Origin of the sequence: Streptomyces venezuelae (genome assembly GCF_008642315.1) — a bacterium.
GTDB lineage: Bacteria > Actinomycetota > Actinomycetes > Streptomycetales > Streptomycetaceae > Streptomyces > Streptomyces venezuelae_D.
The window spans coordinates 1,421,058-1,433,887 of the sequence record NZ_CP029192.1 but is presented as its reverse complement, the minus strand read 5'-3'; the positions used below and the strand labels follow the sequence as shown (position 1 = coordinate 1,433,887).

Here is a 12,830-nt window from a genome sequence, read left to right as displayed (position 1 = left end):
CCGCTCCTTCATGGCCGCGTCACGTCCTTCGCCGTCCGTCGTCCGTCGTTCGCCGCCATGCCCAGGTACGCCTCGGTGAGCCGGTCGGCCCGCACCTCGGAGCGCGGGCCGCACCAGGAGACGCTGCCCTGCGCCAGGTACGCCACCGTGTCCGCGACCCCGAGGATCTCGGCGGCCTTCTCCTCGACGAGCAGCAGGCCGGCGCCCGCGTCCCGCAGCTCGGCAAGAAGACGGAACACGTCGTCGACGACGCGCGGTGCGAGGCCGAGCGACGGCTCGTCCGCGATCAGGACCTTCGGCGGGCGCTGCAACAGCGGTGCGAGCGCGAGCAGTTGCTGCTCGCCGCCGGAGAGGGAGCCCGCCGCGACCTTGCGCCGCGCCGCGAGTCCCGCGAACCGCTCGTACACCGCGTCGCGTTCGTCCCGCCCCCGCAAGTACAGGGCGAGGTTCTCGTCGATGGTGAGCGAGGGGAAGATCCCGCGCCCCTCGGGGGCGAGGACGACACCGCCACGGGAGCGGCGGGCGGCACCTTCGCGGGTGGCGTCGTGCCCGGCGACGTACACGTGCCCCTGCGTGGGGGCGAGGAGGCCCGCCGCCGTGCGGCAGACGGTCGACTTCCCGGCGCCGTTGGGTCCGAGCAGGGCGACGATCTCCCCGGCGTGCACGGCGAGGTCCACGCCGTGGAGCACGGGGGCGCCGTCGTAGCCGGCGCGGAGTCCGTGGAGGGCGAGGACGGGTGGCGCGGCGTCGACGGGTCGCGGCGCCGGTGCCGACACCGACTGCGGGCCACCGCTGGCACGTTGGAGGATGCCGCCCCCACGCGCCGAAACCACCGCCCCCGGCACCGCCTCCGGCCGCACCCTCCCCTTCCTCCGCCGATGCATCCGTACCGGAACCGCCGCGCAATACCCGTCCGGATCGTTCGCCAGGGCCAGGCCCGCCAGGCCGAAGAGGATTACCGGGAGGTGCGCGGACTCGGTGACGTACTCCGTCGCCAGGTGCGGGACGATCGCGAAGACCAGGCCCGCCACCACCGCGAACTGTGGTCTGCGGACCCCGGCCGCGACCGCGACCGCGAGCCAGATCAGGCCCGTCATCGCGGTGAAGTCGGTCGCGGTGACGCGGGTGTTGTAGGACGCGTACATCACGCCGCCGAACCCCGCCAGCCCCGCCGAGAGCGTGAAGAGCAGGAGTTTCGTGCGGACGACCGAGACGCCGGACGCCATGGCCGCCGCGGGAGCGGACCGTACCGCCAGCATGGCCCGGCCCGAGGGGGAGTTCCGCAGTGCGGCGAGCGAGGCCACGGCCGCTGTGGCGAGGACGACCATCGCCACGCCCATCGCGCGGTCGTCCGAGAGGTCGACGGGGCCGAAGACCGGGCGGGGGATCTCCCAGCCCGTGTCGCCGTTGCGCAACCAGCCCATCTGGAAGAGGACCTGGTCGGCGAGGAAGGCGAGCGCCAGCGTGGCGAGGGCCAGGGAGCGGCCGCCGAGCCGCAGCGCGGGCAGCGCCACGAGCGCGCCGAGTGCCGCCGCCGCGCACGTGCCCACGAGCGCCGCCCCGGCGAACGGCCACCCGTGGCTCATCAGGAGCCCCGCCACCAGCGCCGCGCCCGTCACGAACGTGGCCTGCGCGAGCGACACCATCGCGCCGAGCCCCGTCACCACGGTGAAGGAGACGAAGACCAGCGAGATCGCGAGCCCCTGTGCGAGGAGGCCGCTCCAGAAGGGAGTGGTGACCGTGTAGAAGGAGAGGGCGAGGAGGAGTGCTCCTGCTGTCCACGGGCCCCAGCGGCGCAGCCATGAGCGTCCCGCGAGGTAGTCCACGGGCGGCGCGTCCACCACCGCCGTGCCCGCGGTCCGCTGCCGCCGCGTGAGCAGGAGCAGCCCGGCGAACAGGATCAGGAACGGCACGGCCGTACGGAAACCGGTGATCCTCTCGGCGAAGTCGGCGTACCCCGCGACGAGGTTCTGGAGCACGCCGAGTCCGAGGCCGCCCGCGAAGGCGAGGGGGATCGACAGGAAGCGGCCGAGCACGGCGGCCGTCGAGGAGACGAAGAGGAACAGGGTGAAGTCGTGCGAGGAGAGCCCGAGGAGCGGCGTGGCGAGGACGCCCGCGAGGCCCGCGAGACCGGACGACAGCATCCACGCCACCGACGAGAGGCGGTCCGCGCTCATGCCGCGCAGCTCCACGAGGGACCGGTTGTCGACGGCGGCGCGCAGCCTGAGGCCGAGCGGCGTGTGGCGCATCAGGATCCACAGGCCGACGGCCACGACGGCCGTCGTCACCCAGGTGATGAGCTGGTCGGAGTCGATGCCGACGCCGTCCGTCAGCTGCCAGCTGCGGGCCGGGCTCGGCCCGACGCCCGGCAGTCCGAACTGGTTCTCCGCGGGTTTCACCGGCGCCCCCGCGTCGTCGAGGAGCTCCACGATCCACAGGCCGAGCGCGGGCAGCGCGACGAGCAGGCCGATCGTCGCGACGATCTGCGCGGTCTCGCCGACCCGCGCCAGCTTGCGGAACATCAGCCGGTCGAGGCCCCAGCCGAGGGCGGGTGCCGCCACCAGGACCAGGAGCAGCGCCGTCGGTACGGCGGGCCAGCCGAAGCCGGAGTGCAGTTCGTGGAAGGCGAGGGCGCAGAGGTAGGCGGTCGCGCCGTGGGCGAAGTTGAAGAGGCCCGAGGCGGAGTACGACAGGACGAGGCCCGTGGCGAGCAGCGCGTACAGGGCGCCCGAGACGAGGCCGCTCAGCACGAATCCGAGGAGGTCCGACATGGCGGCCCGCCCTTACTTGAAGGGAATCGGTTCGTAGCACTTGAAGGGCGACGACACCGTGTACTTGCCGTCCCGCAGCTGGACGAGCGCGCCGCAGCCGAACGACTCCTTCTGCCCTTCGCGCAGCTTGCGGTCGCCGACCAGGGTGCCGGTGTCTGAGTAGCCGTCCGCCGCGTTCTGGAAGGAGTCGAGGGTGAGGTCCTTGCCCGCCTTCTCGGCGACGGCGAGGAAGAGGTCGGCCGACATGTAGCCGGTCATCATGTGCATATTGAGGGGGACGTCCCTGCCCGCCGCCTCCCTGACGTCCTTCTTGAACTGCCGCATGTCCGCGGTGTCCTGCTCGAACGGCTGGAAGGAGAGGAGCACGTGCACGCCGTCCAGCGCCTTCTTCGTGGCGCTCTTGGCGAGCAGGCCGGGGTCGTAGTCGGTGGGGTCGGTGATGACGCCCTTGAAGCCCGCGCGCTTGACCGCCGTGAACAGACCGATGTTGTACGGGGTCTGCATGACGGAGACGACGGCGTCCGGCGCCCTGCCGCCGTCGGAGCGCAGGATCTCCTTGGTGTACGCCGACCAGTCGCTCGGCACGGAGGTGGCGGGGACGGTCGACTTGGCGTACGTCACCTCGTAACCGGCCGCGGCGAAGGACTGCTTGTAGGTGCGGATGGCGAACGTGCCCGCGTCGTTGTCGTTGGCGAGGATCGCGACCGACTTGCCCTTCGCGCCGCCCATCACCTTCTTGAGCCCCTCGGGCCAGCTCTGCGTGATGGTGCCGCCGGGCATCGGCACCATGCAGCCGCCGAAGCCGTACATGTAGGTCGGGCCGCAGAAGGGCGGGATGGTGCCCCAGCCGAACGTGGGAACCTTCTGCTTCTGCAGGAAGTCCGCGCCGGAGAAGGTGACCGAGCTCATCGGGGAGATCGCGAACACCTTCTCCCGCTGGACCAGTTGACGCGCCGCCGCGAGGTTCTTCCCCGGGTCCTGCCCGTCGTCCTCCGCACCCAGGTAGTCGATCTTCCGGCCGTGCACGCCGCCCTCCGCGTTCGCGCGGTCGAAGCGGGCCTTCGCGCCCAGGTCGGTGTCCTTCTTGCTGTATCCGCTCGCGGTCGTCATGGAGACGATGCCGCCGACCTTGACGGAGTCGTCGGTCACGCCGCGCACGGAGCCGCCGCCCTTGTCGCCGCCGCCCGCTTCGCCGCCGGTGGAGGCGGAGTTGCAGGCGGTGGCGAGCAGCAGGGCCGCGGCGGCTGCGGTGATGGTGCGGATCGGTCGCGACACGGTCGAGCCCCCCTGAAGTCGAACCCGAAGTCGAAGTGGGGCTGATTCTGTGGGGGACCTGATGAACCGTCAATAAGCGGCGCGATGATATTTGATGGCCCGTCAGAAACGTCGGACGGTCCGGCCCCGTCCCGGCTAGCTGCTGTACAGCGCCTCGACCTCCGCCGAGTACACCGTCTCGATCGCCTTCCGCTTCAGCTTCAGGGACGGCGTCAGGAGGCCGTGTTCCTCGGTGAACTGGTGGGCCAGTATGCGGAACGTACGGATCGATTCGGCCTGCGAGACGAGCGTGTTGGCGGCGACCACGGCCCGCCGCACCTCGGTCTCCAGGTCCGGGTCGCGCACCAGCTCGCCGGGCGGCAGCATCGGCTTGCGGCGCATGGTCAGCCAGTGCTCCACGGCCTCCGCGTCCAGGGTGACGAGCGCGGCGATGTACGGGCGGTCGTTGCCGACGAGGATGCACTGGGCGACCAGCGGATGGTCGCGGACCCGCTCCTCCAGCTGGGCGGGCGACACGCTCTTGCCGCCCGACGTCACCAGGATCTCCTTCTTGCGCCCGGTGATGGTCAGGTAGCCGTCCTCGTCGAGGGCGCCGATGTCGCCCGTGGCGAGCCACCCGTCGTGCAGGGTCGCGTCGGTGGCCTTCGGGTTGTTCAGGTAGCCCTGGAAGACGTTGCCGCCGTTCAGCCAGATCTCGCCGTCCTCCGCGATGTGCACGGTGGTGCCGGGGATGGCCTGGCCGACCGTGCCGTAGCGGGTGCGCTCGGGCGGGTTGGCGGTCGCCGCCGCCGTCGACTCGGTGAGTCCGTACCCCTCGTAGATCGTCACGCCGGCGCCCGCGAAGAACAGGCCGAGCCGCCGGTCCATGCCCGAGCCGCCCGACATCGCGTGCCGCACCCGGCCGCCCATCGCCTCCCGCACCTTCGAGAAGACGAGCTTGTCGAAGAGCTGGTGCTGCATGCGCAGCCCGGCCGAGGGTCCGGGGCCCGTGCCGAAGGCCCTGGCCTCCATGGCGTCGGCGTACCGCACCGCGCACTCCACGGCCTTGTCGAAGGCGCCCGCCTTGCCGTCCCGCTCCGCCTTGCGCCGCGCCGCGTTGAAGACCTTCTCGAAGATGTACGGCACGGCCAGGATGAACGTGGGCCGGAACGCCGCGAGGTCGGGCAGGAGCGCGGCCGCGTTCAGGTTCGGCTGGTGGCCCATCTTGACCCGGCCGCGCACGGCGGCGATCTGCACCATGCGGCCGAAGACGTGCGCGAGCGGCAGGAAGAGCAGGGTCGTCGCCTCGTCGCCCCGCTTGGAGTGGAACACCGGCTCCCAGCGTCCGACCATCACGTCCGACTCGAACATGAAGTTGGCGTGGGAGATCAGGCAGCCCTTGGGGCGTCCTGTGGTGCCCGACGTGTAGATGATCGTGGCGATGGAGTCGGGGGTCACCGCGCGGCGGTGGCGGTGCACCACGTCGTCGTCGATGTCGCGCCCCGCCTCGGTCAGCTCGCCCACGGCGTCGGCGTCCAGCTGCCAGAGCCTGCGCAGCTGCGGCAGCCGGTCGACGACGGAGCCGATCGTCATCGCGTGGTCCTCGTGCTCGACCATCGCGGCCGACACCTGCGCGTCGTGCAGCATCCACAGGACCTGCTCGGCGGAGGAGGTCGGATAGATCGGTACGACCTGGGCGCCGATGGCCCACAGGGCGAAGTCGAAGAGCGTCCACTCGTAGCGGGTGCGGGACATGATCGCGACGCGGTCGCCGAAGCGGACGCCCTGCGCGATCAGGCCCTTGGCGAGGGCCAGCACCTCGTCACGGAACTCGCCCGAGGTGACGTCGCGCCACCGCCCGTCCGTCTTGCGGCCGAACGCGATGCGGAGCGGGTCCTCGAGGGCATGGTCGAACACGGCGTCGGCAAGGCCGCCCACCAGCGGCACCGACGCCATCGGAGGATTCGTGAACTCGCGCAATGATGCTCCTTGTGGCGCTCCGCACAGCGCCGTGACGGTACCCCACGGCGTCCGCGTGCGGGAGGGGGTCCATGGGTGGCGGGCACGGAACATCGGCACAGGTCAGCCGGTCAAAATACGGCCACAAGGGGAAGGGCCGGACAACTTACTTACGCTGGAGTAAGTTTCGGTGGCGTAATCTCCACGGAATCTGTACGCGGCCTGCAGAGTGTCGCCGCCGCGTGACCGCGTCCGGCTGCTCGGAACTCGTACCGGTCTCCCGACGTTGTACGAGGCGCCGCGACGCCGAAGGAGTCCCGTGTCCCCGTCCGCCGCCCCGCCCCGCTCCCCCCTGATCTTCCCTGCCACCTCCTTGCCCCCGCGGGCGGCCGTCCTCCTCCTGCACGGTGGCCGGGAGCACGGCACGTCGACGCCCCCTGCGCTGAACCTGCCGGGCCTGCGCATGCGGCCCTTCGCCCGCGCCCTCAGGAAGGCCTTCGGGGCGCGCGGCGTCGCGGTGGGGCAGGTCCGCTACCGCTGCCGGGGCTGGAACGGCGACCGGGAGGACGCCGCCCGTGACGCGAGCCGCGCACTCGCCGACCTGGCACCCCGCATCGGGGACGCGCCCGTGGTCCTGGTCGGCCACTCCATGGGTGCCCGCGCGGCCCTGCACGCCGCGGGCCACGCGTCGGTCCTGGCCGTCGTGGGCCTCGCACCCTGGTGCCCGCCCGGTGACCCGGTCACCCACCTGCGGGACCGCGGAGTGGTGCTCCTGCACGGCGACCGCGACGGTACGACCGATCCGGCGGAGTCCGCGGACTACGCGGCACGGGCGTCGGCCGCGGGCGCGGCAGCGGCCCTGGTGACGATGGACGGCGGCGACCACGCGATGCTGCGCCACGCCCCGGCGTGGCACGCGCTGACGACGGCCACGGTGGGTGCCCTGCTGGGCCTCGGGCCGGTGCCGGGCGAGGTGGCGCGCGTGCTGGGGCCACGGTGCCTCACCCGGCCCACCGGGCTCGGTCAGGAGGCCGAGCGGGACGCGTAGGCGCGGATGTCCGCATCCGGGTCCGTGGTCGCCGCGGTGAGGGCGGCCCGGGACTCGGGGGTCGTGGGGAGGGCGAGTAGGGAGAGGACCGCGGCCTTGCGGACGTCCGCCTCCGGGTCGGCCGCCGCCTTGACCAGGGCGGGGATCGCGGGTTCCGGCGGGGCCGCGCGCAGGGCGGTCGCCGCGCCCGCCCTGACCTGCCAGGCGGGGTCGCCCAGCGCGGTCGAGGCCCGCTCGGCGTACGGGAGCGGGCAGCCCGTGACCGCGAGCGCCGTCAGCGAGGCCGCCCTGACCAGCGCGTCGGGGTCGTCGAGGAGCGGCGCGAGCGAGGACGGCGACGGATCGCGTACCGCCGCGAGGCCTCGGGCCACCGCGACCCGCACCTCGCGGGCCGGGTCGTCCGCGGCGCCCGCGAGGTCGGCCGTCGCGTCCACCGACACCAGCGCCCGCACGGCGTGAATGCGGACGTCGATGTCGGTGTCCGCCAGCGCGGCGGCGTACAGCGGCGCGTCCCCGAGCCGCAGCCCCCGCAGGACGTCCAGCGCGGCACCCCGCACCGTCGGGTCCGTGACGTCGAGCGCGGCGCGCAGACCGGACTCCAACTCCGGTACGGCGGGCAGGACTTCGATGAGTTCGCGCAACGCGCCCGCTGACGCCTCCCGGACCTGACCGTCGGGGTCGCGGAGCGCCGCGGCGAGGGCCGGGCCCGTCCCCGCGGGAACCGTCTCCGCGAGGACGGCGACGGCCGCCGCCCGCACCGCCGGTTCGGAGTCCGTGAGGTAGGGGGAGAGGGCTTCCAGGTCGGCGGCCTCCTCGGCGAGGGCGAGGAGGCCGAGGAGAGTGGGGCTCGCGGCCCGGGTTGCGGTGGGAGAGGGGAGGGGAGCGGGCCGGTCGGTGGGCGTCTCCGGGCGTGCCGCGGGCGCCGCGTTCCGTGGGCCCGCCGTCGCCACCGGTACCAGCGCCACCTCTCCCAGCACCCGCTCCGCCCCCGCCACCGGATCGAACTCCGGCACCGGCACCACGTACGGCTCCACCGCACGCGCCCTGAACTCCATCGCCCCGGTGGGGGACTTGTACACGTCGAGATGGTGCAGCCAGCCCGCATCGTCCCGCTCCGGATGGTCGAGCCGCTCGTGGTACAGGCCCCAGCGGGACTCCGTCCTCGCCAGCGAGGAGCGCGCGGCCATCTCCGCGCAGTCACGGATGAACGACACCTCCGCGCACCGCATCAGCTCATGGGCGGTGCGCGCCCCCATCCCCGCGATCTCGCCCGCCATGCGGTCGAACGCCTCGACGGCCAGGGAGAGCTTCGCCCCGGTCTTCGGCGGCGCCACGTAGTCGTTCACGAACCGGCGCAGCTTGTACTCGACCTGCGGTTGCGGCGGCCCGTCGGGGTGGCGCAGCGGCCGGTACACGAGCTCGTGCGCGGCGGACAGCTGGTCGCCGGGCAACTCGCCCTCGTACACCCGGTACTGCGAGGCGTCCTCCCCGGCGAGGTCGCCGAAGACGAACGCGCCGATCATGTAGTTGTGCGGGACGCAGGCCAGATCGCCCGCCGCGTACAGGCGGGGCACGGTGGTGCGGGCGTGCGCGTCGACCCGCACCCCGGACGCCGAGTGCCCGCCGCACAGTCCGATCTCCGAGATGTGCATCTCCACGTCGTGCGTGCGGTAGTCGTGGCCGCGCCCCTCGTGGAACGTGGCGCGCGTGGGCCGTTCCGTCGTGTGCAGGATCGACTCGACGGTGCTGATCGTCTCCTCCGGCAGATGGCTGAGCTTCAGGTACACCGGCGCCCGGTCGGAGGCGAGTTCGGCCGCGAACTCGGCCATCATCTGCCCCGACCAGTAGTCCGACTCCACGAAGCGTTCGCCGTGCCGGTTCACCTGGTAGCCGCCGAAGGGGTTGGCGACGTACGCGCACGCGGGGCCGTTGTAGTCCTTGATCAGCGGGTTGACCTGGAAGCACTCGATGCCGGTGAGCGCGGCCCCCGCGTGGTACGCCATCGCGTACCCGTCGCCCGCGTTCGTCGGGTTCTCGTACGTCCCGTAGAGGTAACCGGACGCGGGCAGCCCTAGCCGTCCGCACGCCCCGGTGGCGAGGACGACCGCCCCAGCCCGTACGGTGACGAACTCGCCGGTGCGGGTGTTGAAGCCCGCCGCGCCCACCGCACGCCCCTCCACCGTGAGCACGCGCACCGGCATCACCCGGTTCTCGATGCGGATCCGCTCCCGCATCTCGCGGCGCCGCAGCTGCCGGTAGAGGACCTTCTTGACGTCCTTGCCCTCCGGCATCGGCAGCACGTACGAGCCGGAGCGGTGCACCTGCCGGACCGCGTACTCGCCGTGCTCGTCCTTCTCGAACTTCACCCCGTACGACTCCAGGCGCTGCACCATGGCGAACCCGCGGGTGGCGGTCTGGCGGACCGTGGACTGGTCGACGATGCCGTCGTTGGCGCGGGTGATCTCCGCGACGTAGTCGTCCGGCTCGGCCCGGCCCGGGATGACCGCGTTGTTGACGCCGTCCATGCCCATCGCGAGTGCGCCGGAGTGCCGCACGTGCGCCTTCTCCAGGAGCAGGACGTCCGCGCCGCGTTCGGCGGCGGTCAGTGCCGCCATGGTGCCGGCGGTGCCGCCGCCGATGACGAGGACGTCGCAGGAGAGCTCGGTCGCGTCGGCGAGGGCGGGGATGGCCAGGGGGGTGTCCACGGGCGCGCCTTTCACGGAGATACGGGGAGATGGGGGCTCAAGGACAGGCTCTTAGAGGGAAGAGAGGACGCGGCGGCGGAGTTCGGCGGTGCCGGGCGCGTTGCGTGCGTCCCGCTGCCGGGGGTGCGGCACGTCCAGGACCTCGCCGGAGGAGAGCAGGGCGATCCGGTCGCCGAGGTGGAGCGCCTCGTCCACGTCGTGGGTGACGAAGACGACGGTCGCGCCGGTGCCGCGCAGGATCTCCACGAGCAGGTCCTGCATGCCGGCGCGGGTGTGCGGGTCGAGCGCGCCGAACGGCTCGTCCATGAGGACCGCGCGGGGCCGCCCGGCCAGGGCGCGGGCCAGCTGCACGCGCTGCCGTTGCCCTCCGGAGAGCCGCCGCGGCAGCTTGTGGGCGTGCCCGGCGAGGCCCACCCGCTCCAGCCAGTCGTCGGCGGTGCGCCGCCGCTCGGCCCGCGCCACCCGCCGGATGGCGAGGGGGAGTTCGACATTGGCGCGCACGCTGCGCCACGGCAGCAGGGCGTCCTCCTGGAAGACCAGGGCCCGGTCCGCCGCGGGCCCGACGACGGGCGTCCCGTCCTGGGTGACGTGCCCGCCCAGCGGCGGCAGCAGCCCGGCGAGGGTCCGCAGGAGCGTGGACTTGCCGCAGCCGGACGGTCCGAGCACCGCGACGAGCTCGCCCGGCGCGATCCGCAGCCGCACGGTGCCGGGCAGCGCATGGCCCGCACGGTGCCCGAGCCGTACGTCGTCCAGGACGAGTTCGGCACCTTGCCGGGCGGGGACGGCCACGGGTTCTGCGAGGCGGCTCATGCGGCGGGCTCCTTGTCGAGTACCGGGGCGGGCGCGGGCGGCACGGCGGCGGCCGGGGGAGCGGCGCGCAGCGCGCGGCGTGCCGCACGCGCCGGGACCCGCTCGGGCGGGCGGGGCAGCCAGGCGGTGGCGCGGCGGCCGAGGAACTCCACCGCCGTGGAGGTCAGCCAGCCGAGCGCGCCGATGGTGGCCATGCCGACGAAGACGCCCGGGTAGTCGACGACCGTGTAGTCCTGCCAGGTGCGGTAGCCCACCCCGTACTCGCCGGAGATCATCTCGGCGGAGATCACACAGATCCAACCCACGCCGATGCCCACGGAAAGCCCGCCGAAGATGCCCGGCAGCGCACCGGGCAGCACCACCGAGAACAGCACGCGCAGCCGGCCGCCGCCCATGGTGAGCACGGCCTCCTCCCACACCGGCGCGAGCGCGCGCACCGCGTGCCGGGTGGACACCAGGACGGGGAAGAACGCCGCGGTGAACGTGATGAAGACGATGCCCTGTTCGTTGGTGGGCAGGAGCAGGATCGCCACCGGGACCAGCGCGATGGCCGGGACCGGCCTCGCCACCTCCACCAGCGGCCCGAGCAGGTCGGCGGCCCACCGCGACCGGGCGACCGCCGTGCCCGCCGCCACTCCGAGGACCGCGGCGAGCAGGAAGCCGATCACGATGCGACGCAGGCTGTGGATGAGGTCCTGCCAGTACGGGGCGGTGCCGATCCGGTCGCCGAAGGCGTCCGCCACCTCGACGACCGTGGGGAACTGGCCGAAGCGCAGCCAGAGTTCGATGTCCCACGTGGTCAGCAGCTGCCAGAGGCCGAGGGCCGCGGCGAGCGACGCCAACCGGACGAGCCGACGCGCGAGGCGCGCCACGCGCGTGCCGCGCTTGCCGCTCACGTCCTTCACGTCCTTCACGGCGCTCACGATGCTCATGACGCCAGCTCCAGGGCCTCCGCGTAGCCCACGACACGGGCGCCCGCGTGCTGTCCGATGTACGTCTTCGCATGGCCGGGCGTGACGAAGGCCCGCAGCTCGGAGCCGTCGGCGACCCACACCGCCCGGTCGGCGAACCAGAGGGTGCCGGTCAGCGCGTCCGGCACGTACGCGGCACGCACCTCGGACTTCTTCGCCGCCGCGACGGCGGCGAGGAGCTTTTCCGGGGTGTCGTACGTCCGGGTGGCGCCGTGACCCTTGAGCCAGAGCTCGGACTTGGTGTCGCCCGCCGTGACCTCGGGGTAGGCGGGTGCCTTCGCGGCCCGCTCCAGCGGCCTCGGGTCGAGGAAGGCATCCACGTCGACGTCGCGCACGAGCCCGGCGTTCTCCAGGATCGGCACGTCCTTCTTGAGTGCGGCGATCAACTCCGGGCGCAGCGCGGGGTCGAAGGTGGCGATTCCGTGGGCGCCGTTGTACAGGTAGACCGCCTCGGCGGGCAGTCCGGTCTCCTTCGCCACCGACTCGGCGGCGGCGACCGGCCGCTCGCGCAGGTAGTCGGTGGCCCGGCGCTGCGCCGCGAGGAAGTCGTCGAGCACCCCGGAACGCTTCTCGGCGAACTCCTCCCGGACGGTGACGCCGTGGAAGGTCGGCAGGTTCAGGTCGGCCCCGTCGTAGAGCGCCTTCGCCTTCCCCTCGTACGCCAACTGGCCTGGCCAGGCCACGAATTGCGACAGCGCGTCGACGCTTCCGCCGGCCAGTGCGGACGCCCCTACGCTGGGCTGCTGGTTGAGCTTGCGCACCCCCTTGTCGGGGTCGATCCCGGCCTTCGTCAGAGCGCGGATCAAGGTGCCGTCGGCGGCCGAACCGATGCTGGTCGACACCTTCTTGCCGCGCAGATCGGCCAGCGTCCGCAGCTTCGAACCGGGCTTCGTGACCACGGTGTTGAGGCCGCCGCGCAAGTTGTAGCCGGTCACCGAGACGAGCCGCGTCGGCTGTCGCAGCTGCTTGCCGCGGGCCGCGTTGATCAGCAGCGGGAAGTCGCCCATCGACCCGATGTCGATCTTTCCCGTGGTCATCTGGGCGGTGATCGGGGCGCCCGTGGCGTAGTCCTGCCACTTCACCTCGTACGTCTTGCCGTCCTTCTTGCCGCGGGCGGCGAGCTCCTCCTCGAAATAGCCGAGGGAGCGGAGCAGCGTGCCCGCGGTGACGGTGTTGATGGTCTTCGACTGGTATCCGACGGTCACCGTGACGGTGTCCCCGTCGTCGGCCCCTGCGGCGCCGCCGCACCCCGTGGCCAGGGGCGCCAACAGTGCCACGGCGAGGAGGAGTCTGCCTGTCGTGCGAGTCATCG

At 72.7% G+C, this 12,830-nt stretch carries 8 protein-coding genes; 1 reads left to right on the top strand and 7 read right to left on the bottom strand.

The genetic code is table 11. The features are described from left to right. Window positions 1-8: 8 nt before the first annotated feature. From DEJ48_RS05870 to DEJ48_RS05860, 3 genes are all read right to left on the bottom strand, one after another. Window positions 9-2,771, bottom strand: coding sequence for an ABC transporter permease subunit (locus DEJ48_RS05870; RefSeq protein WP_150215092.1), 2,763 nt, complete (start codon window positions 2,769-2,771; stop codon window positions 9-11). 12 nt (window positions 2,772-2,783) lie between these two features. After that, entirely contained in the window at window positions 2,784-4,046 is a 1,263-nt protein-coding gene (locus DEJ48_RS05865; RefSeq protein ID WP_150215090.1) for an ABC transporter substrate-binding protein, read from the bottom strand. A 135-nt stretch (window positions 4,047-4,181) separates the two neighbouring features. Next, on the bottom strand, window positions 4,182-5,981 hold the full coding sequence (locus tag DEJ48_RS05860; protein WP_190537932.1) for an AMP-dependent synthetase/ligase: 1,800 nt from the start codon (window positions 5,979-5,981) through the stop codon (window positions 4,182-4,184). 322 nt (window positions 5,982-6,303) lie between these two features. Between DEJ48_RS05860 and DEJ48_RS05855 the strand changes: the two genes are divergently transcribed. Beyond that, window positions 6,304-7,032, top strand: a complete 729-nt coding sequence (locus DEJ48_RS05855) for an alpha/beta hydrolase (protein WP_223831915.1) — start codon at window positions 6,304-6,306, stop codon at window positions 7,030-7,032. Here the strand turns inward: DEJ48_RS05855 and DEJ48_RS05850 are convergent. The 4 genes from DEJ48_RS05850 to DEJ48_RS05835 are packed head-to-tail and all read right to left on the bottom strand — an operon-like array spanning window position 7,008 to window position 12,828. Then, window positions 7,008-9,737, bottom strand: coding sequence for a fumarate reductase/succinate dehydrogenase flavoprotein subunit (locus DEJ48_RS05850; protein WP_190537229.1), 2,730 nt, complete (start codon window positions 9,735-9,737; stop codon window positions 7,008-7,010). The two genes, DEJ48_RS05855 and DEJ48_RS05850, sit on opposite strands and share 25 nt — an antisense overlap. A gap of 51 nt (window positions 9,738-9,788) precedes the next feature. Beyond that, the gene (locus DEJ48_RS05845) at window positions 9,789-10,547 is read right to left on the bottom strand and encodes an ABC transporter ATP-binding protein (RefSeq protein ID WP_150215084.1); all 759 of its coding nucleotides are present in this window, start codon (window positions 10,545-10,547) and stop codon (window positions 9,789-9,791) included. After that, on the bottom strand, window positions 10,544-11,479 hold the full coding sequence (locus DEJ48_RS05840; protein WP_150215081.1) for an ABC transporter permease: 936 nt from the start codon (window positions 11,477-11,479) through the stop codon (window positions 10,544-10,546). Before DEJ48_RS05840 ends, DEJ48_RS05845 begins: the two co-directional genes overlap by 4 nt. Further along, window positions 11,476-12,828, bottom strand: a complete 1,353-nt coding sequence (locus tag DEJ48_RS05835; protein WP_150215079.1) for an ABC transporter substrate-binding protein — start codon at window positions 12,826-12,828, stop codon at window positions 11,476-11,478. The genes DEJ48_RS05840 and DEJ48_RS05835 overlap by 4 nt, the downstream gene beginning before the upstream one ends. Window positions 12,829-12,830: the final 2 nt, after the last annotated feature.